This is a genomic window from Stenotrophomonas sp. YJH_SMC_33 (assembly GCF_059372295.1).
Window position 1 is genome coordinate 705,165 of record NZ_JCAFVJ010000001.1, and the last position, 19,304, is coordinate 724,468.

At 69.0% G+C, this 19,304-nt stretch carries 16 protein-coding genes; 1 reads left to right on the forward strand and 15 read right to left on the reverse strand.

The window, feature by feature from the left end; genetic code table 11:
- Positions 1-101: 101 nt before the first annotated feature.
- Positions 102-1,472, reverse strand: coding sequence for a magnesium transporter (mgtE, locus tag AC5P9W_RS03325; protein WP_019661699.1), 1,371 nt, complete (start codon positions 1,470-1,472; stop codon positions 102-104).
- A 344-nt stretch (positions 1,473-1,816) separates the two neighbouring features.
- On the opposite strand from mgtE, the gene AC5P9W_RS03330 reads away from it, so the two are divergent.
- Positions 1,817-3,595 (forward strand): monovalent cation:proton antiporter-2 (CPA2) family protein, encoded by a 1,779-nt coding sequence (locus AC5P9W_RS03330; protein ID WP_021203487.1) that lies wholly within the window; start codon positions 1,817-1,819, stop codon positions 3,593-3,595.
- A 134-nt stretch (positions 3,596-3,729) separates the two neighbouring features.
- Here the strand turns inward: AC5P9W_RS03330 and AC5P9W_RS03335 are convergent, their stop codons facing one another.
- From AC5P9W_RS03335 to AC5P9W_RS03400, 14 genes are all read right to left on the reverse strand, one after another.
- Positions 3,730-7,068 (reverse strand): ankyrin repeat domain-containing protein, encoded by a 3,339-nt coding sequence (locus AC5P9W_RS03335; RefSeq protein ID WP_021203488.1) that lies wholly within the window; start codon positions 7,066-7,068, stop codon positions 3,730-3,732.
- Positions 7,061-7,321, reverse strand: a complete 261-nt coding sequence (locus AC5P9W_RS03340) for a YcgL domain-containing protein (RefSeq protein WP_014648833.1) — start codon at positions 7,319-7,321, stop codon at positions 7,061-7,063. The genes AC5P9W_RS03335 and AC5P9W_RS03340 overlap by 8 nt, the downstream gene beginning before the upstream one ends.
- Before the next feature lie 160 nt (positions 7,322-7,481).
- Positions 7,482-7,922, reverse strand: coding sequence for a hypothetical protein (locus AC5P9W_RS03345; RefSeq protein ID WP_005420284.1), 441 nt, complete (start codon positions 7,920-7,922; stop codon positions 7,482-7,484).
- Between the two features lie 61 nt (positions 7,923-7,983).
- Positions 7,984-9,222, reverse strand: a complete 1,239-nt coding sequence (locus AC5P9W_RS03350) for a beta-ketoacyl-ACP synthase (RefSeq protein WP_021203489.1) — start codon at positions 9,220-9,222, stop codon at positions 7,984-7,986.
- Positions 9,222-9,953: a 3-ketoacyl-ACP reductase FabG2 gene (locus tag AC5P9W_RS03355; protein WP_021203490.1), complete on the reverse strand. Its 732-nt coding sequence runs from the start codon at positions 9,951-9,953 to the stop codon at positions 9,222-9,224. Before AC5P9W_RS03355 ends, AC5P9W_RS03350 begins: the two co-directional genes overlap by 1 nt.
- Positions 9,950-10,405 carry a hotdog family protein gene (locus tag AC5P9W_RS03360; protein ID WP_019661704.1) on the reverse strand — a complete coding sequence of 152 codons (456 nt, stop codon included), beginning with the start codon at positions 10,403-10,405 and terminating at the stop codon, positions 9,950-9,952. Before AC5P9W_RS03360 ends, AC5P9W_RS03355 begins: the two co-directional genes overlap by 4 nt.
- A complete protein-coding gene (locus AC5P9W_RS03365; protein ID WP_021203492.1) occupies positions 10,402-11,586 on the reverse strand; it encodes a beta-ketoacyl-ACP synthase in 1,185 nt (394 codons plus the stop codon). The genes AC5P9W_RS03360 and AC5P9W_RS03365 overlap by 4 nt, the downstream gene beginning before the upstream one ends.
- Positions 11,583-12,140 carry a DUF3261 domain-containing protein gene (locus tag AC5P9W_RS03370; RefSeq protein ID WP_021203493.1) on the reverse strand — a complete coding sequence of 186 codons (558 nt, stop codon included), beginning with the start codon at positions 12,138-12,140 and terminating at the stop codon, positions 11,583-11,585. The genes AC5P9W_RS03365 and AC5P9W_RS03370 overlap by 4 nt, the downstream gene beginning before the upstream one ends.
- Entirely contained in the window at positions 12,128-13,378 is a 1,251-nt protein-coding gene (locus AC5P9W_RS03375) for an NAD(P)/FAD-dependent oxidoreductase (RefSeq protein ID WP_206621980.1), read from the reverse strand. Before AC5P9W_RS03375 ends, AC5P9W_RS03370 begins: the two co-directional genes overlap by 13 nt.
- A gap of 53 nt (positions 13,379-13,431) precedes the next feature.
- Complete coding sequence (locus AC5P9W_RS03380) at positions 13,432-15,807, reverse strand: MMPL family transporter (RefSeq protein WP_329866857.1); 2,376 nt, start codon at positions 15,805-15,807, stop codon at positions 13,432-13,434.
- A complete protein-coding gene (locus tag AC5P9W_RS03385; protein ID WP_111098818.1) occupies positions 15,779-16,408 on the reverse strand; it encodes a LolA family protein in 630 nt (209 codons plus the stop codon). Before AC5P9W_RS03385 ends, AC5P9W_RS03380 begins: the two co-directional genes overlap by 29 nt.
- Positions 16,405-16,830: an acyl-CoA thioesterase gene (locus AC5P9W_RS03390; protein WP_111098819.1), complete on the reverse strand. Its 426-nt coding sequence runs from the start codon at positions 16,828-16,830 to the stop codon at positions 16,405-16,407. Before AC5P9W_RS03390 ends, AC5P9W_RS03385 begins: the two co-directional genes overlap by 4 nt.
- Positions 16,823-18,373 (reverse strand): HAL/PAL/TAL family ammonia-lyase, encoded by a 1,551-nt coding sequence (locus AC5P9W_RS03395; protein WP_014038932.1) that lies wholly within the window; start codon positions 18,371-18,373, stop codon positions 16,823-16,825. Before AC5P9W_RS03395 ends, AC5P9W_RS03390 begins: the two co-directional genes overlap by 8 nt.
- A complete protein-coding gene (locus tag AC5P9W_RS03400) occupies positions 18,363-19,304 on the reverse strand; it encodes a lysophospholipid acyltransferase family protein (RefSeq protein ID WP_021203498.1) in 942 nt (313 codons plus the stop codon). Before AC5P9W_RS03400 ends, AC5P9W_RS03395 begins: the two co-directional genes overlap by 11 nt.

Below are 19,304 nucleotides of genomic sequence, written 5' to 3' on the forward strand. Positions count from 1 at the left end.
AACGGCATGATCGTGCGCAAGGTCCTGACACCGCACCCACGCATGACGTGGATCTACCGCCGGGACCAGTAGATCCACGTCATGTGTGGATGACGCTCCCGTTACAACAGCGTGCCGTGCAGGATCATGGCGGCGATGCTGAAATAGATCACCAGGCCGGTCACGTCCACCAGGGTGGCCACGAACGGGGCCGAGGCGCTGGCCGGGTCGAAACCGAGCCGCTTGAGGATGAAGGGCAGCATCGAGCCGGACAGCGAACCGAAGGTGACGATGCCGACCAGCGCGGCACCGATGGTGATCGCCAGCAGGATCCAGTGCTCGCCGTAGTCATGCAGGCCACCCAGCTGCCAGATCACGATGCGCACGATGGCCAGGCAGCCGAGGATCGCGCCCAGCACCATGCCGGTGGGCACTTCGCGCAGGGCCACCTTCCACCAGTCGCGCAGGCGCAGCTCGCGCAGCGCCAGGCTGCGGATCAGCAGCGAAGTGGCCTGCGAACCGGAGTTGCCGCCCGAACTCATGATGAGCGGAATGAACAGGGTCAGCACCACCGCGCGCGCCAGTTCGTCCTCATAGTGCTGCATCGCGCTGGCGGTCAGCATCTCGCCCAGGAACAGCACGCTCAGCCAGCCGGCGCGCTTGCGCAGCATCTCCAGGAAGCCGATCTGCATGTAGGGCTTGTCCAGTGCCTCCATGCCGCCGAACTTGTGCGCGTCCTCGGTCGATTCCTCGATCAGCGCGTCGAGCACGTCGTCCACGGTGACGATGCCGAGCATCTGCTGCTGTGCATCGACCACCGGGATCGCCAGCAAGTCGTGGCGACGGATCAGCCGTGCCACTTCTTCCTGGTCCATCAGTGCGTCCACCGTCACCGGTGGATTGACCTGGGCCACGTCCAGGATCGACTCCTCCGGCAGGCCGGTGATCAGCCGGCGCATGGTCACCACCTGCTGCAGCTGCTGGCTGGACGGCTCCAGCACGTAGATCGCGTACACCGTTTCACGGGTGCGCTCGACCTGGCGGATGTGCTGCAGGGTCTGCGCCACGGTCCAGCTGGCGGGTACCGCCACGTACTCGGTGGTCATCAGCGCACCGGCGGTGTTCGGCGGGTAGCTGAGCAGCTTCTGGATGGCCTGGCGGGCGTCGGTGCCCAGCAGCGGGATCAACCGCGCGCGTTCTTCCTCATCCAGCTCATGGACGATGTCGGTGGCGCGGTCGTCGGCCATCAAGCCGAGCAGGGCGGCAGCGCGCGCCGGTGGCAGCGCTGCCACCAGCTCGCCACTGCGGTGCAGTTCCGGCGCTTCCAGCATTTTCACTGCACGCGGCAACGGAAGGGCAGCCAGCGTTTCCGCGGCGCGGGTCAGCTCCAGCGTGTTGAGGAATTCCACCGCATCGGCAGTGTTGAAGTTCGCCAGCGGCGCGGCCAGTGCGGCGGCATCGGCCACCGGGCGCAGCAATTGCTTCTGGTTCATCGGGTTTGCCTTGTGGGGGTGCGACCTCGCGCAACGCCAACGCAGGCAAACCGTCCCGATGTCAGGCGGTGGCCATCGCTGGCGTCGAACGAGGTCGACTTCTACTGTCGCTGGACATGGGTTGGGGACTCCGGGATGCGTGTGCCGGCGGACGCGCCGCCAGCGGCGGGCAGTCTGGACCCGTGGACCATGCAGGTCAACCCGGTCCCGCCGCGGCAGCACCCTGCCCGCAGGTTGTTCTCGTGCATGCACAGGCCGGCGCGCATAATGGCGCGGTGGTGTTCGCCACGCTTTTCCCAACCCGAACGGACGCACAGCGGCTCCCCCGATGACCAGGTATTCCCATGCATAGCGGTGGTCTGGAACTGGCGCTGGTGCTGCTGCTGGCGGCGGTCATCGCCGTGCCGGTGTTCAAGAAGTTCGGCTTCGGCGCGGTGCTGGGCTACCTGGCGGCCGGTGTGGTGCTGGGCCCGGACGGGCTGGGCTTCGTGCAGGACGCCGACCGCATCCTCGGCGCCGCCGAGATCGGCGTGGTGATGCTGCTGTTCGTGATCGGCCTGGAGCTGTCGCCGGCACGCCTGAAGGTGATGCGGCGCTCGGTGTTCGGCGCCGGTGCGGCACAGGTGGCGCTGTCCGGGCTGGTGCTGGGCGGCCTGCTGCTGCTCGACCACTTCCAGTGGAAGAGCGCGCTGGTGGTAGGTGTGGCGCTGGCGCTGTCATCCACGGCGGTGGGCCTGCAGCTGCTGTCCGAGCACAAGGCGATCAACAGCGACCATGGCCGGCTCGGGTTCGCCATCCTGCTGTTCCAGGACCTGATCGCGATTCCGCTGCTGGCGGCCATCCCGCTGCTGGGCGGGGTGAAGAACGAGACTCTGCGCTGGGAAGACGCCGCCGTGGCCCTCGGTGCGCTGGCCGTGGTGATCCTGTGCGGGCGACCGGTGCTGCGCAAGGTGTTCAGCATCATCGCCCGCACCCGCAGCCCGGAAGTGTTCACCGCCACCGCACTGCTGGTGGTGCTGGGCACCGCCTGGTTCATGCAGGAAGCCGGCCTCAGCCCCAGCCTCGGCGCGTTCCTGGCCGGCGTGCTGCTGTCCGATTCGGAGTTCCGGCATGAGCTGGAAGCGCAGATCGAGCCGTTCAAGGGCCTGCTGCTGGGCCTGTTCTTCATCGCGGTGGGCATGGGCATCGACCTGGACCGCATCGCGGCCGAGCCGTGGATGATCGCGGCTGGCGTCGGCATCCTGCTGGTGGTCAAGTTCAGCCTGCTGTACGCGATCGGCCGCATCGCCCGGCTCAGTCCGCGGCAGTCGCTGCTGCTGGGCAGCGTGTTGTGGCTGGGCGGCGAGTTCGCTTTCGTGGTGTTCAACGAAGCGCAGCGCGCGCACCTGCTCGGCAATGCCAACCACGACCGGCTGGTGGCGATCGTGGGCCTGTCGATGGCGATCACGCCGCTGCTGATGATCGCGCTGCTCAAGCTGCTCGGCCAGGAGAAGGCCGCACCGCGCGAGGCAGCCGAGGCCGACAAGGTGGCGCCGGACAACCGCCCCAAGGTGCTGATCGCCGGCATGGGCCGTTTCGGCCAAGTGATCGCGCGCCTGCTGACCGCGCAGAAGGTGCCGTTCGTGGCGCTGGAGGCGAACCCGGACACCGTGGCCGACCTGCGCCGTTTCGGCAACCAGCTGTATTACGGCGACCCGACCCGGCCGGAGATGCTGCGTGCGGCGGGCGGCGAGCACATCGATGTGTTCGTGATCACCGTGGACGACCCGGAGACCAACCTGCGCGCGGTGCGCATGGTGCGCCGGCTGTACCCGGACGCGACGGTGCTGGCGCGTGCGCGCAACCGCCAGCATGCCTGGCGCCTGATGGACATGTCGGCCGAGCCGTTCCGCGAAGTGTTTGGCACCAGCCTGGAGATGAGCGGCCGCGTGCTGACCGCATTGGGCGTGGCGCCGGACGTGGCCGAACGACACGTGCAGCGCTTCCGTGAGCATGATGAGCAGCTGCTGCGTGACCAGTACCTGGTGTACGACGACGAGGCGGCGGTGATCCAGACCTCGCGCGATGCACGCAACGACCTGATGCATCTTTTCGAGGCCGACGCGGAAAGGGACGGCGAGTAGGTGTGCCGACCAACGGTCGGCACCCACCCGATCAATGGCGGACCCGGTAGTGCCGGCCGCTGGCCGGCAATCCCGTGTTCCCGGAGATGTCATGAGGTAGCCGGCCAGCGGCCGGCACTACCCTTTTCCAGCGATCAGCCGTTGTCGCGCAGGAACCGCGCCATCGACGAAACGCCCGGCACGCGCGGTTCGAACTCACCGGCCACGTCGATGAAGCCGCGCATCACGGCGATCTCGCGCGGGCTGCGGTTGAGGCTGTCGCGTGCTTCCGGATCCGCCCCCGCGCGCAGCAGGCGCTGCACCAGCAGCGGCAGGCCATGCAGCGCGGCCAAATGCAACGGGCCGAAGCCGCGCGGATCACGCACGTCCAGGCTCACGTCCTCATCCAGCAGGCGCTCTACCGCCGCCATCACCACCTGCTCGTCGCAGGCGGTACCCGGCTCGGCGCGAGCGCCCAGCAGCAGCAGCAGGGGCGTGACCGAACCGGCGGCGGCCTGGTCCGGCTCGGCGCCCGCCAACAGCAGGGTGTCGAGCAGGGCCAGCAGGCGCGAGCGGTCGCGGGCACTGAAACCGTACAGCGCGGCACAGTGCAGCGGGCCCAGCTGCTGCGCGTCACCGGCATGCACGTCGGCACCGGCAGTGAGCAGGCGCGCGACGATGTCCGGCAGACCCAGCGCCGAGGCCAGCATCAGCACGGTCACCCCGCCCGGCAGGCGATGTTCCAGCTTGGCGCCGGCATCGAGCAGGGCCGAAACGATGTCCACCTGGCGCATGCTGACCGCCGCCGACAGCGGCGTCGCGCCACTGGCCGCGGCGTGCTGCGGATCGGCGCCGCGCGCCAGCAGCAGGTCGGTCACCGCCAGGTGGCCGCCACCGGCTGCACGCAGCAGTGCGGTGCAGCCCTGAGCGTCGACCGCGTCGACGGCAAATCCCAGATCGATCAGGCGGCGCACGGCGTCTACATCACCGGCCATCGCAGCGGCCGGCAGATCGGCCTCGCGCAGGGTACGGCGCGGCAACGGCCACACCCGCCAGTCCAGCCAGTCGGCCAGATCACGGCGACCGATCGACAGCGCCACGCCCAACGGCGTCTGGCCGTCGGCGGCGCGGGCTTCCGGCGAGGCACCGTGCTGCACCAGCAGCTTCAGTGCGCCTTCGCGGGCCAACGCGGTGGCCAGGTGCAATGCGGTCATGCCGTGGCTGTCGCGCGCTTCACGATCAACACCGGCCTTGAGCAGGGCCTGCTGCAGGCGCAGCCAGCCCAGGCGCACCGCGAGCGACAGCGGCGGATCGCCGGCCGGCGAGGCGGCGAACGGATCGGCGCCACGTTCCAGCAGTTCCAGTGCCAGCTGTTCCAGGCCACGGGCGGCCTGGTCGTGCTGCGCACACGCTGCGAGGAAGCGTGCCAGGCCACCGCGTCCGGCCGGCGACAGGCCACGCTGCAGCATGACCTGCAGCGCCGGCACCGCGTCGATGCCGCGCGACAACAGCGCGAACATCGGCGTGTCGGAACAGGCGTCACGCACGTAGGGATCGGCACCGTGGGCCAGCAGCCAGTCGACCGCACGCGGCTCCAGCGCCAGCTCCGGATCGAGCAGCAGGCCACCCAGCTCTTCCGGCTGGCACAGCTTGGCCAGCGCGGCCATGCCTTCGGTGTTGCCGAAGCCCAGCGCTTCGCGCAGCAGGGTCAGCGGCGGGCGGTCCGGCAGCAGGCCACTTGCGCCGGCGGCTTCGCCACGCTCGGCCAGTCCATCGCTGACCGCAGCCGGCAATGGATAGGACGGGTCCAGCAGAGCCACGATCGCCCAGCGGCCGGCTTCGGCGGCATAGTCCACCGCACGGCGGCCGACCGGATCGGTGGCATCGGCGGCGATGCCGAGTTCGACCAGGCGCTTGATCAGCAGCGGCGAGACATCCTCGGCCATCGCCGCCAGCTGCACCGCATTACGGCCTTCGCCGTCCACCGCGACCAGGTCCGGCTTGTGCGGCAGCAGATGCTCGATCACGGCGGCGCGACCTGCACGGGCCGCTTCCAGCCACGGCGTACGGCCCAGCGCATCGCGCGCTTCCAGATTGGCGCCGGCAGCCAGCAGCACGCCGATGATCTCGACGTGACCGGCCAGCGCCGCTTCATGCAACGCGCTGCGACGCTGGCGATCACGCGCGTCGGCCCGCGCCTTGTGCTTGAGCAGCAGCTGCACGCCCGCCGGATCGTCGTCCTCGGTGGCGGCGGCGGCCAGCAGCACCGGGGTGCCATCGGCCGGTTCGCAGCGTGCACCGCGTTCGAGCAGGAAACGGGCCAGGCGCCAGTTGCCGACCTGGCAGGCCACGGCCAGCGGCGACCAGCCCTCGTTGTTCAACGCATCGACTTCGGCGGCGGCATCGCGCAGCAGCGCCGCCACACCCGGGTCGGAACTGCGCGCGGCATGGTGCAGCGGCGTGTTGCCATCGCTGTCGGTGGCACGCGAGTCGGCACCGTTGGCGAGCAGGGTCATCACCGCCTCGGGGCGGCCATGCCAGCTGTCACGGGTGGCGGCCAGCAGCGGGGTCATGCCCCGGTGCGGTGCGTTCACATCGACGCCGCGGGCGATCAGCTCGCGCAGCAGGCGCAGGTCCGGCAGCACCGCTGCCAGCACCGCCAGGCTGCGCTGGTCGCGCCAGTTCGGGTCCGGCAGCGCATGCGGATCGGCACCGGCCTGCAGCAGTTGCAGGCCCCGGTCGATGCGGCCATGGCGGGCGGCTTCATACAGCGCCGGGGTCAGCTCCTGCGGCGCCATCGCCTCCAGCGGCGTGGTTTCGACCGCAGCGGAGAACATCGGTTCGCGCTCGTCGCTGGCCGTGGCCAGTGGGCCTGCGCGCAGCGACACCAGCGGTGCCGGCGCCACCCGCTGCAGCAGCAGGTGCAGCACGGGAGACAGCAGCACCACCGCCAGCGCGGCGGGCCAGTGTGCGCTTTCCGGCAGCAGCCCCGGCCAGGCCGGCAGCACCACCAGCGCGGCCAGCGCGATCACCAGCGCGGCCACACCGAGGCCGCGCCAGGCGCCCAGGTCACGCCCCGCCAGCGCCTGCCAGTGCTGGGCCAGGCTGCCGTCGAGGCGTTCGACATCGTTCCACAACGGCCAGGTGCGCCAGGCGGCGAGCAGGCCGGCACTGACCAGCACGCTCAGGCCCAGCACCGCCGCAAGGCTGCCGCTGTCGCGCAGCGCCGCCAGCGGCCAGGCCAGCAACAGCGCCAGCAGCAGCGGCGCGGCCGTCCACAACGCCAGCAGCGCCGGCAGGTCCTGGCGAGCGACCACCTTCAGCGGCAGCAGCGCGCGGCTGCGACGCCACCATGAGATCGCCAGCGCGAACGCTGGCTGCGCCAGTGCGGCCAGGACGGCACCCGGGAAGCCGCCCACGGCGGCGCCCAGCGCCAGCACCGCGCCCGCGGCGAAGGCAATTGACACAAGGCGCGGACGGGAGGCGTCAGTCATAGTGGCGCGGCATCAGGCTGGCCACCGACGGCGGCACCTGCAGGTAGAACCCGCGCTCGCTCATTTCGCTGCGGACCTTTTCCGGGTCAGCCTGCGCCAGGCGGCGCTGGGCATCCAGGGCCACCTCCAGGACGAAGGCGAGCGTCCCCAGCGAGGTGAGCAGCGGCGCGGGCAGCGCGCTGAAATCATCGCGACGGGGAACGTAGACGTAGGTGTCCGGCTTGAGTTGGCTTTTATAGACGTAGGCGTGCATGTCCGCGGGACGATAACCCGGGAAGAGCCATGATTGTGTCGGAAAGCCGACACCGGGGAAAGCCGTCAGCCGACGTTGGCGGCGTGATCGACGGCGTTTCCCCGGCGAGGTTCAGCAATGTGGCGGCGTCGTTCAGCCACGGCTGCCACCACACGGGCGCTTACTTGACCTTGGCGTAGGTGCCCTTCAGCGCGACACCCGCGAGGATGGCACCGGCGTAGCACTCGTAGTTGGTGCTGCTCTTGAACTCGTTCTTCTTGTAATAGCTGACGATGTCGACCACGGCGTTGGCGCCGCGCGACTTGGCACCGTCCTGCAGCGCGCGCAGTGCCGACAACGCAACCCAGCGGCAGGCCTCGGCATCGCTCTTGTTGGCGGCGTTGGTCTTCTTGTTGGTCACGTCTTCGCCCAGGCGCTGCTGCACGCTGACCGGCTGGCCGGCCAGATAGAAGCGCACGCTGCCGTCGATGCCAGCGTCCTTGGCGGCCTGCGAATTGACCAGTTCCTGCAGGGACTGTTCGACACGCGTGTCGCGGGCAGAGGCGGTGGAGGTCAGGGCCAGCAGCGCGGTGGCAGTGGCGATCATGAGAGTGCGGCGCATCGAAACTTCTCCTTGTCAGGGGTGCGGGTGGGTAGCGGAAACAGTGCGGTGGGACGGTGGTTCACTCGCGCCAGCGGCGGAACACCAGCGAGGTGTTGATGCCGCCGAAGGCGAAGTTGTTGCTCATCACGTACTCGGCCTGCAGTTCGCGGCCCTGCCCGGTGATGAAGTCGAGCTGGCCACAGCGCGGATCGACCTCGGCCAGGTTCAGGGTCGGCGCGAACCAGCCGGTGCGCATCATCTCGATGCTCAGCCAGGCCTCGAACGCGCCACAGGCACCCAGCATGTGGCCGACGTAGCTCTTCAGCGAGCTGATCGGCACGCGGCTGCCGAACACCTGTGCGGTGGCCTGGGTCTCGGCGATGTCGCCGTGGTCGGTGGCGGTGCCATGGGCGTTGACGTAGTCGATCTGCGCCGTGTCCAGGCCGGCATCTTCCAGCGCCAGGCGCATCGCCTGGGCCATGGTGTCGGCGCTGGGCTGGGTGACGTGCTGGCCATCGCTGTTGGTGCCGTAGCCGACCACCTCGGCCAGGATGGTGGCGCCACGCGCCTGCGCGTGTTCCAGGTCCTCCAGGATCAGCGTGCAGGCGCCCTCGCCCAGTACCAGGCCATCACGGCCGGCATCGAACGGGCGCGGGGTGGTCTGCGGCGCGTCGTTGCGCACGCTGGTGGCGAACAGCGTGTCGAACACCGCCGCAGCGGTGGCATCGAGCTGCTCGGCACCGCCGGCCACCATCACCGTCTGCTTGCCGCTGCGGATGGCTTCATAGGCCGCGCCCACACCCTGGCTGCCCGAGGTGCAGGCGCTGGACGTGGTGTACACGCGCCCGGACAGGCCGAAGAACACGCCGATGTTGACCGGCGCGGTGTGGCTCATCATCTTCAGGTAGGTGGTGGCACTGATGCCATCGGTGGTGAACTCGTTGAGCATGCGCCCGAATTCACCGGTGGCCTCATGGCTGCCCGACGAGGAACCATAGGCCACGCCGGTACGGCCGCTGCGCAGCACCGGATGCTCGTGCAGGCCGGCTTCGCGCAGTGCCACCTCAGTGGCGCGCACCGACATGATCGCGACCTTGCCCATCGAGCGGGTGGTCTTGCGGTTGTAGTTGGGCGGCAGCGCGAAATCCTGCGCCGGCGCCGCCAGCTTGGTGTTCAGCCCGGCATACACATCCCATTCGGGCATCGCGCGCACCGCATTGCGGCAGCTGCGAAGATGCGCTTCGATGGTGGGCCAGTCGTGGCCGAGCGGACTGATGGCGGCGGCGCCGGTGACCACCACGCGACGATCGGCGGCCATCAGAGCATGCCTCCGTTCACCGAGATCACCTGGCGGGTGATGTAGCCGGCCGGCTCGGACAGCAGGAACGCCACCGTCGCCGCCACTTCGTCGGGACGGCCGACGCGGCCGGCGGGAATCAGCTTGAGCGCGTGTTCAACCACTTCATCGTTGAGCATTTCGGTTTCGATCAGGCCCGGAGCCACGCAGTTGACGGTGATCTGGCGGCTGGCCAGTTCCAGCGCCAGCGCCTTGGTGGCACCGATGATGCCGGCCTTGGCAGCACTGTAGTTGACCTGGCCGCGGTTGCCGGCCAACCCGGATACCGACGACAGGGTGACGATGCGGCCCGGCTTGCGCCGCCGTACCATCGGCATGATCAGCGGATGCAGCACGTTGTAGAAGCCATCCAGGTTGGTGTGGATGACCTGGTCCCAATCGTCCTCCGACAGCGCCGGGAAGGCGCCGTCACGGGCGATGCCGGCATTGCAGACCACGCCGTAATACGCGCCATGTGCCTCGACATCGGCTTCCAGCGCGGCCCTCGCGGCCTCGCGGTCGGCCACGTCGAACACCAGCACGCGGGCCTGCTGGCCCAGTGCCTGGATCTCAGCCTCCACGGCCTGTGCCTCTTCCAGGCGGCTGCGGCAATGCACCACCACGTCGAAGCCATCGCGCGCGATGCGCAGCGCAATGGCCCGGCCGATGCCCCGGCTGGCGCCGGTCACCAGCACGCTTCGATTCCCTGTCATGCCTGTCCACTCTCCAGATAGGCCATCGCGTCGGCCGGTTCGTACACCGACACGTTGGCTGTCGCCCATTCGTCCTCACCTGCCAGGATGCGGCAGGCGAACATCCCCAATCCATTGTCACCCAACAGCTCGCAGCGCGCCTGTACGCGCAGTCGCGAACCGCTGGGGAAGCTGCTGCGCGCGCTGCTGTAGCGGCGGCTGCCGAGCAGGAAGCCCAGCTGCGGCGGCTTGCCGGCCGCTCGCGCGCGGCAGCCGGCCCAGGCCGCGATGGCCTGCGCCATGTATTCGATGCCGACCCACGCCGGCACTTCGCCGTTCTCCACGAACAGGCCGGCCTCGGGCACCACCAGTTCGGCCTCGAGGGTGTCCTGGTCCCAATGCGTGATGCGCTGCAGCAGGCACATGTCCTGGCGGTGCGGCACCACCTCTTCGATTGCATACAACGTGTTCATCGACGCTCCAGTGCCAGCACGGCATTGCTGCCGCCGAAGGCGAACGAATTGCTCAGCACCCGCCGCGGTGGCTGCGCAAGGCGCGTGCCCGGTGCGACCAGCGGCAGCACCGGCAGTGCCGGGTCGGCCACGCCGTCCCACCAGTGCGGCGGCAGCAGCTGCTGCGGGTTCTCGGCCAGCACGATCCAGCACAGCGCCGCCTCGATGGCACCCGAGGCACCCAGCGTGTGGCCGGTCAGCGGCTTGGTCGAACTGGCTGGCACGCTGTTGCCCAGCACCTGCGAGACCGCCAGGCTTTCCATCGCATCGTTGTGGCCGGTGGCGGTGCCATGCAGGTTCACGTAATCCACTTCGTCTGCGCCCCAGCCTGCGCGCAGCAGCGCCTGCTGCAGCGCATCGATGGCACCCAGCCCCTGCGGGTCGGGCGCGGACATGTGGTGGGCATCGGCCGACTCACCCCACCCCGCCAGGCATACCGGGCCGGGTTCGCGGGTGAGCAGGAACAGCGCGGCACCCTCGCCGATGTTGATGCCGGCGCGGTGCTGCGAGAACGGGTTGCAGCGTGCCGCCGACACCGATTCCAGCGCGCTGAAGCCAGCCACGGTGAAGCGGCACAGCGAATCGGCGCCACCGGCGATCACCGCATCGACGATGCCGGCGCGCAGCATGCGCGCGGCTGACATCAGTGCCTTGGCACTGGACGAACACGCGGTGGACAGGGTCCACGCCGGTCCCTGTGCGCCGCTGCGCTGGCGCACGAACTGCGCGGCGGTGCCCATTTCCTGCTGGGCGTAATCGAAGCCCTGCGGCCACTGGCCCTGTTCAGCGTGGCTGCGCAGGGCCTGCTCGGATTCACCGATGCCCGAGGTGCTGGTGCCCAGCACCACCGCCACGCGCTCGGCACCATGGCGGGCAATCGCCGCGGCCACCGCCGGTGCGATCTGCGCCAGCGCCACGTCCAGTAGGGCGTTGTTGCGCCCGCGCAGGGCCACCGGCAGGTCTTCCAGCGCCGGCAGCGGCGTGCGGACCTCTCCCAGCGCCAGGGTGCGCCCCGGCAGCAGGCTGTCGTTGTCGCTGAGCCCGCCCGGCACATCGGCGAACATCGCCGACGCGACCGCAGTGCGGCCATCGCCGAGCGCGCAGACCACGCCCAGGTCGTTCAGGTAGATCGGTGCACTCATGGGTCCTGCCCGGCCATATCGATCGATTCGATGCGCAGCGCATAGCCTTCGGCGCGGTTGTCCAGCTGCACGCTGCCATCGTCCAGGCGCTGCAGCAGCAGCCACACCGTGCCGTCGCGCGACAAGCTGCGCTGGTGGCCGTCGTCGATGACCTCCCAGCCGGCCGGCAGCGCTGCGGCGATGGCCGCGGTCGGCCACAGCGCGAACTGCAGGTCATCCAGCACACGCTCGGCACGCACCTGCGGCGGCAACCACGGCGCACGCTGCTGGGTCAGCTGCTGGCCGTCCCACTGCAGGCGCACGCCGGTCTGGCCCATCGCCTGCACCGCCAGCTGCACCCGCTGTGCATCGGCTTCCAGCAGCGCATCGAGGTCGCGCTCATGGCTGCCGAAACGGAAGTGCAGCTGCTGCTGCAGCGCCAGCGGCGCCGGCAGGCTGGCCGGCGACAGGCGCAGCGGCGGCAGTTCCACCTGTGGCTTGGGCATGCGCCCGGCACAGGCGGCCAGCAGCAGGCACAGCAGCAGGGCCGCAGTACGGAAGATCAGGCGCTGCACAGTTCCTCCAGCACGCGCATGCGACGGCCGCTTTCGTCGGCCACATACGGGTTGTTGGTGTCCCAGGCGTAGCCGGCCAGGATGGAGCTGATCATGTCGCGCACTTCGGGCTGCTGCTGCGGGTGGTAGATGATCTTCTGGAAACCGCCGTCGTACCAGCTTTCGACGAAGCGGCGGAAGGTCTTCACGCCGGCGCGCAGCGGGATCGAGAATTCAGCTTCCCAGTCGACGGTTTCACCGGCATAGCGGCGCGCCAGGCATTCGCTGGCCAGCTGCGCGGACTTGAAGGCAATGGTCACACCGGACGAGAACACCGGATCGAGGAACTCGCCGGCGTTGCCCAGCAACGCGTAGCCGGGCCCCCACAGCGAACTGACGTTGGCCGAGTAGCCGGTGATGCGGCGCACCGGCAGCACCGCCCATTCGGCGTTGGCCAGCAGGCGGGTCAGGTTGGGGTCCTCGCCGACGACGGCCTGCAGCTTCTGCAGGTCGTCACCCTCGTAGCGCTCGAAGAACGACGGCTCGGCGACCACGCCCAGCGAGCAGCAGCCGTTGGAGAACGGGATCGTCCAGTACCAGACGTCGATGTGCTCGGGATGGGTGGTGATCAGGATCTTGTTGCGGTCGAAGTCCGCTTCGGCCGGAATGTTGTCGCGCACGTGGCAGAAGATCGCGCCGCGCACCGGGAAGTTGGACGGCGACTCCAGCTGCAGCAGCCGCGGCAGCAGGCGCGCGAAGCCGGAGGCATCGAGGATGAAATCGGCCTCGATGCGGTATTCACTGCCGTCCGGGCGGCGCACCGTCACCGCCGGTTGCTCGCCCGGCTCGACCGCAAGCACTTCGTCGCCGAAGCGCAGCGTGGTGCCCATGCGCTCGGCACCGCGTGCCAGCACGTTGTCGAAGTCGGCGCGCTGCACCTGGTAGGTGGTGCCCCAACCCGGCGAGAACTTCTTCCTGAAGTCGAATGCAGTGCGCGCTTCGCCGTGCACGAAGGCGGCACCGTTCTTGTACTGGAAGCCCGCCTCGACCACATCCTGCAGCAGGCCGGCCGCCTCGATGTACTCCATGCTCTGCGGCAGCAGGCTTTCGCCGATGGAGAAGCGTGGGAACTGCTGGCGTTCCAGCATCAGCACCTGGCGGCCCTGCTGGCGCAGCATCGCCGCAGCCACCGAACCGGCCGGGCCCGCGCCGATGATCAGGATTTCAGTACGTTCGACAGCATCCACAGCAGTGTTCATCGGTGCGTCCTTGTTGCTCGATCAAGTGGAAAGAAGGAAGTCGGAAAACAGGCTCAGGCCGGCGGCAGATCGTGCGGCGGCGGACGGAACAGCGGCGAGATCAGCCAGACCAGGCCGATGCCGAACAGCAGGGTCAGGCCGAACGCGCGCAACGCCGGGGTCTGCGACAGGCCCAGCAGACCGAACGACAGCCAGGTACTGGCCGCGCCCACGCACACCGCCAGCCAGGCACTGGCATCACCGCGGTGCTCGATCAGGAAGATGCCGTAGTCGATGCCCATGCCCAGCAGCAGCATCAGCGCCAGCACGTTGAACAGCTGCAGCGGCTGGCCGAACAGGCCCAGCAGGCCCAGGGTCAGTGCACCGGCAATCAGGGTCGGTGCGAACACGCGCCAGGCTTGGCGTCGGTAGCGCAGCCACAGCGCGCCGAACACCAGCACGATGCCGACCAGCAGCAGCCCGCCCATCAGCTTGCGGTAGTGGCCCAGCAGCTGCGAGAAGTCGGCGGTACGGTCCACCCAGCGCACGCCGGGCAGGCCCTCGGCCGCGCCACGCAGGGTGGTCAGCGCATCGGCACGCGACAGGTCATCGACCATCACCACGCTGATCATCTGCCCGCCCACCGCGCCCACCCACAGGTGACGGAACGGCTGCGAGGCGGGCGAGGCCAGAAAGGCTTCGGCGGTAAGCGGCGCATCCGCGAACTGCGGACGCTGCAGCGGCTCTCCCACCGCCTCGGACACGGCCGACAGCACGCCAGGTTCCACCTTCGCGGTCAGCGCGGCATCGGCCTGCTGGCGCGCCGGCGACGGCAGCCAATCGCTGATCGCGCGATAGCCACCAATGCGCTTGTCGTTGGCCAGTACACGCAGGCGCTCGGTCAGTGCTTCCTCGCGCTGCAGCAGCTGCGCAGCATCCGCGCCCTGCACCAGGTAGAACTGCGCCGGGCTGGGCATGCCCAGCAGCTGGCTCAGGCGGATCTGCTGCGCCATCAACGCTGGCGGTGATGACTGCAGGCTGCGCAGGTCGTCGTTGCTGTGCAGGCGTGCGATGCCGATTGCAGACAGTGCCAGCGTGATCACCACGAACATCGTCACCGCGCGACGGCCATGCAGGCGCGGGAAGCGCTCGAGCGTGTTGCCCAGCCACTGCGAGAACCGGGTCTGGCGGATCTCGCCGCCATCGAGCCACGGGAACCAGAAGATCACCGTGAGGAAAGCAGCCGCCAGACCGACCACCGAGAACAGTGCCATCTGGCGCAGGCCCGGGAACGGGGCCAGGCCCAGTGCCAGGTAGGCCAGCGCGCTGGTCAGCAGGGCCAGCCACAGGCCGGGCAGCAGGTGCCGCAGCAGCTTCCAGCGACGATCGGCCGGCTCGGCCTGGCGCGAGGCGAACCAGTGAATGCCGTAATCCTCGGCCACACCCACCAGCGATGCACCGAACACCAGGGTCAGCACGTGCACCTTGCCAAACACCAGCACGGTCACCGCCAGTGCCACGCCGCAGCCGATCAGCAATGACGCGGCGACCAGCAGGATCGGGCGCAGCGAACGGAACGCCAGCCACACCAGCAGCAGCACCGCGGCCAGCGAGCCCCAGCCGATCGTGTTGATCTCACGGTTGGCCTGCACTGCGGCTGCCTCGGCATGCAGCGGCACGCCGGCGTGCAGGATCTCCAGCTCCGGTGCTACGGCCTTGGCCGCCTTTCCGGCGCGTTCCAGCAGGCCATCGAGATGGCGTTCGCCGTCAAGCTGGAATGCCGAACCAGGTGTATCGAACTGCAGCACGGCCCAATGCCTGCCCTCGGCTTCCAGCAGGCCGTCATCGCCCAGCCGCAACCCCGAGCCCTGCGCCTGCTGCTGCCACCATTGCGGCCACAGCGACAGCGGGTCCTGGCGCCAATCGGTCAGGCGTGGGGCGCCCATCGGACCGTACAGCGCAGCCAACGCCTGCTCCGCCAACGCGCCCGGCTCGCTGCCCTGCAGCTGCTCGCGCTGGGCCGGGGTCAGCAGGCGGTCGCGGTACGGCGCGTAGAACGCGCGCGCCTCATCGAACCAGCCCTCGATGGAACCACTGGGCACCAGCAACGCGTGATCGGCATCCTTGGCCATAGCCGCAGCGAACGCGGACTGCGCGCGCTTGGCGGCGGCACCGTCCTGGCTGCCCAGCAGCACCACCACCTGCCGTGAACTGCCATCGGCGATGCGCCGGGTGACGTCGCTCAACAGGCGGTCATGCGCATCCTGCGGCAGCAACGCGAGGATGTCGGTGTCGATCCGCGATTGCTGGCTCCACAGCTGCCACTGCTGTGCGCCCAGCGCCAGCAGCACCAGCAGCCAGGCAATGCCCAGCCAGTGCCACCAGCGCCGCAACCGGTCCGGTGGGTTCGATGCCACGGCCTCACTCAAAGCGGCGGGCCTCGTCGGCATTGAGCGTGGCCGGCGCCTCGCTCAACGCGCTGAACTGGATCTGCGTGCGGTCCTTGTTGGCCTCGACGATCTCGACCTGGCGCACGTAGCGGTCACCTTGCAGGGTCAGCGACTGGAAGGCCTTGGCCAGCATCGCCGACTTCGGCGTCAGCCGCAGCCGCCAGCCCTGCCCTTCACGGCTGGCCGCCACGTTGAACTGGCCGGACAGCGCCTGCACGTCGCCACTCATCAGCGCGAACATGATCGCGTTCACCGAACGCATCGCCGGCTGCTGCCGTGCATCGAGCTCGACACGGGTGCTGCCATCGCGCTGGCGGCTGAGGATGCGGTCGGCGGTGACCACCACTTCGGAGGGGAACGGCTTGAGCGTGGTCCAGATCACGCCATGCTGGCGCGCGACCACGAACTGGCCCTGCGAGCGCAGCGGGTTCCTGAAGCCGCTGACCTGCTTTTCCTGGCTGAACTGGCCACGCAGCACGTCCGGCCGCGCCACCGCCTGGGTGATCGCATCAATGGCGGGGTCGGCCGCCTGCACCTGCGGTGCGGCAACGAAGATCAGCGCGCACAGCAGCGCGCTGGAAAGACGGACAAGGGTGTTCACGGTGCAGGCACTCCCAGGCGTTCCCACAGTACCGGCGGGCACTGGTACAGCATTTCCTTGCTGCCCGCGTCCACCGCGACCTGGATGGTCATCGCGCGGGTCAGCACCTGGCCGCTTTCCGCATCGAGGATTTCATACTCGATCTTCAGCCGGTTCTCCCATTCCACGATGCGCGCGACCACGCGCAGGGCCTGGTTGAACAGCAGCGGGCGCACGTACTTCACCCGCGCATCGACCACCGGCCACAGGTAGCCCGATTCGAGCATCTGTGGATAGTCGTAGTCGTAGCGCCCGAGCAGCGCGCAGCGCGCGATCTCGAAGTACTTGAAATAGTTGCCATGCCAGACCACGTTCATCGGATCGCAGTCATGGAAGGCGGGCGTCAACGCAATTTCGCCAACCCGTTCAATAACCTCATTCACCGGCGTACAGCTCCCAACGTTGCGCGCGGATCTCCACCAGCAGTTCCCGCAGTTCGCGATCCAGCGCGCGGTCTTCTTCAACCAGGGCGATGCGCTGCCCCAGGTCGGCGTACATGTCGGCCAGACTGCCATGCAGCTGCGCGTTCAGGCCAACCCGTTCGCGCAGGGCCAGGCCCTGGCGGGCAGCGATCAGCATCGCGGCCACCACCTGTTCAGTCAGTTCGATCACGCGCAGGCAGTCACGCGCGGCGATGGTGCCCATGCTGACCTTGTCCTGGTTGTGGCATTCGGTCGAACGCGAGAACACGCTGGCCGGCATGGTCTGCTTCAGCGCTTCGGCGGTCCACGCCGACACGCTGATCTGCAGTGCCTTCAGGCCATGGTTGATGGCCGCGCGCGGGCCGGTGGCCGCCGACAGGTTGGCAGGCAGCCCATGGTTGTAGCGGGCATCGACCACCAGTGCCAGCTGGCGGTCGAGCAGATCGGCAACGTTGGCCACGGTGTTCTTCAGGGTGTCCATCGCCAGCGCGATGTGGCCCCCGTAGAAGTGGCCGCCATGCAGGATGCGCTCGCCGTCGGCATCGATCAGCGGATTGTCGTTGGCGCTGTTCAGTTCGGTTTCGATCAGCTGGCGCAGGAACGGCAGGCTGTCCTCCAGCACGCCGATCACATGCGGCGCGCAGCGCAGCGAATAGCGGTCCTGCAGGCGCTGTTCATTGCGCGGCGGACGCTCGCTGTGCAGGTCGCTGCGCAGGCGCGCGGCGATGCGGCCCTGGCCCGGATGCGGCTTGGCCGCGAACAGGGTTTCGTCGAAGTGGTGCGCGTTGCCGTCGCTGGCCAGCACGTTGAACGCGGTCAGGCGCGTGGCCATGCGTGCCAGGTAGTCGGCGCGCTGCCAGGCCAGGCAGGCCAGGCCGGTCATCACGGCGGTGCCGTTCATGATCGCCAGGCCTTCCTTCGGCCGCAGCTTCAGCGGGGTCATGCCGATCTTCGCCAGCACCTCGGCTGCCGGCCGCACGCGGCCGTCGTGCAGCACCTCGCGCTCGCCGCACAGCACCGCCGCCACGTAGGACAGCGGCGTGAGGTCACCACTGGCACCGACCGAGCCTTCGGCCGGAATCATCGGCAGCACGTCGTGCTGCAGCAGCGTGGCCAGGCCTTCCAGCAGCGGCACACTGACACCGGACATGCCACGCACCAGCGAGGCCAGGCGCGCGGCCAGCACCGCACGGGTCTCGACCGGGTCCAGGTAACGGCCCAGGCCGCAGCCATGGTAGGTGTACAGGTGGTGCGGCAGTTCAGCCACCAGTGCCGGCGGGATGTTCACCGTGCACGAATCGCCATAGCCGGTGGTCACACCGTAGATCACGCCATCCTCGCGCAGCAGTCGGTCGAGGAAGTCGGCGCCGCGCTGGATGTGCGCGCGGAACGCCGGCGCGTCGCTCAGCGCGGCCTCGCACTGGCGCTGGGCCAGGGCAACCACGTCTTCGATGGTCAACGGTGCATCGCCAAAGCGGCACACGGGTACGGCGTCAGTCGTCATGCGGAGCCTGATCCCAGAAGGGGAAGAAATTGAACCAGTCCAACGGGGACTGGATGACCTGCAGTTCCAGCCAGCGCGCGAAGCGCTGTGCCTGTTCGGCCAGTGCGGCGTCGCGCGAGCCACGCGGCAGCACGATGCGGTCGGCGAACTGTTCGAATGCAACGCGATAGCCCTCGCCCTGGTGCAGGCAGGCCATGGTGTAGACCGGGCACCCCAGCGCGGCGGCGAGTACATAGGCGCCGATCGGGAACGGGGCGCGGTGGCCAAGGAAATCGGCGGTGACGCTGCGGCCACCCTGTACCGGCGTGCGGTCGCCGACGATGGCAACGAAGCCCCCCGCCGCAACGCGCTCGGCCAGCATCACCGCCGTGGCCGGCCCCATTTCGGTCACCTGCACCAGTTCCACCGCCGCCAGCGGGTCCAGCCGCTGCAGCAGACGGTTGAAGCGCTGCGCGTGTGCGGTATGCACCAGCACGGTGATGCGGAATCCCGGCACCTGCTCGGCCAGCACCTGGCACAGCTCCAGGCAGCCGATGTGCGCGGTGAGGATCAGCCCGCCCTCGCGGCGCGCGATCTTCTGCAGCACCAGGTCGCGGTGCAGGTGGATGCGTTCGGCCGGGTAGCGCCCGCCCAGGCCGAGGATCTTGTCCAGCATCGTGTCGGCGAAGGTAAAGAAGTGGCGCAGGCTGTCACGCCGTTTCGGCGCGCGGCCGAGCACGCCGCTGTGCGCCTGCAGCCGCTGCAGGTACTGCATCGAGGCCTGGCGCCCTACACGGTTGCCCAGCCAATGGCAGGCCACCACCGGCCACACGCACAGGCGGAACGGCCAGCGCCCGAACCAGCGGTGCACCCAGCACAGGAACAGCACGCCGGCCACCGAGGTGGATTCGCCGATGTCGGCCCAGTGTGGGGCGCCCTGCGCGGCCGTCAT

Excerpts from the sequence above, each read along its gene's own strand:
- mgtE (WP_019661699.1), bottom strand. The coding sequence starts at position 1,472 with ATGAACCAGAAGCAATTGCTGCGCCCGGTGGCCGATGCCGCCGCACTG.
- AC5P9W_RS03330 (WP_021203487.1), top strand. The coding sequence starts at position 1,817 with ATGCATAGCGGTGGTCTGGAACTGGCGCTGGTGCTGCTGCTGGCGGCG.
- AC5P9W_RS03335 (WP_021203488.1), bottom strand. The coding sequence starts at position 7,068 with ATGACTGACGCCTCCCGTCCGCGCCTTGTGTCAATTGCCTTCGCCGCG.
- AC5P9W_RS03340 (WP_014648833.1), bottom strand. The coding sequence starts at position 7,321 with ATGCACGCCTACGTCTATAAAAGCCAACTCAAGCCGGACACCTACGTC.
- AC5P9W_RS03345 (WP_005420284.1), bottom strand. The coding sequence starts at position 7,922 with ATGCGCCGCACTCTCATGATCGCCACTGCCACCGCGCTGCTGGCCCTG.
- AC5P9W_RS03350 (WP_021203489.1), bottom strand. The coding sequence starts at position 9,222 with ATGGCCGCCGATCGTCGCGTGGTGGTCACCGGCGCCGCCGCCATCAGT.
- AC5P9W_RS03355 (WP_021203490.1), bottom strand. The coding sequence starts at position 9,953 with ATGACAGGGAATCGAAGCGTGCTGGTGACCGGCGCCAGCCGGGGCATC.
- AC5P9W_RS03360 (WP_019661704.1), bottom strand. The coding sequence starts at position 10,405 with ATGAACACGTTGTATGCAATCGAAGAGGTGGTGCCGCACCGCCAGGAC.
- AC5P9W_RS03365 (WP_021203492.1), bottom strand. The coding sequence starts at position 11,586 with ATGAGTGCACCGATCTACCTGAACGACCTGGGCGTGGTCTGCGCGCTC.
- AC5P9W_RS03375 (WP_206621980.1), bottom strand. The coding sequence starts at position 13,378 with ATGAACACTGCTGTGGATGCTGTCGAACGTACTGAAATCCTGATCATC.
- AC5P9W_RS03380 (WP_329866857.1), bottom strand. The coding sequence starts at position 15,807 with ATGCCGACGAGGCCCGCCGCTTTGAGTGAGGCCGTGGCATCGAACCCA.
- AC5P9W_RS03395 (WP_014038932.1), bottom strand. The coding sequence starts at position 18,373 with ATGACGACTGACGCCGTACCCGTGTGCCGCTTTGGCGATGCACCGTTG.
- AC5P9W_RS03400 (WP_021203498.1), bottom strand. The coding sequence starts at position 19,304 with ATGACGGCCGCGCAGGGCGCCCCACACTGGGCCGACATCGGCGAATCC.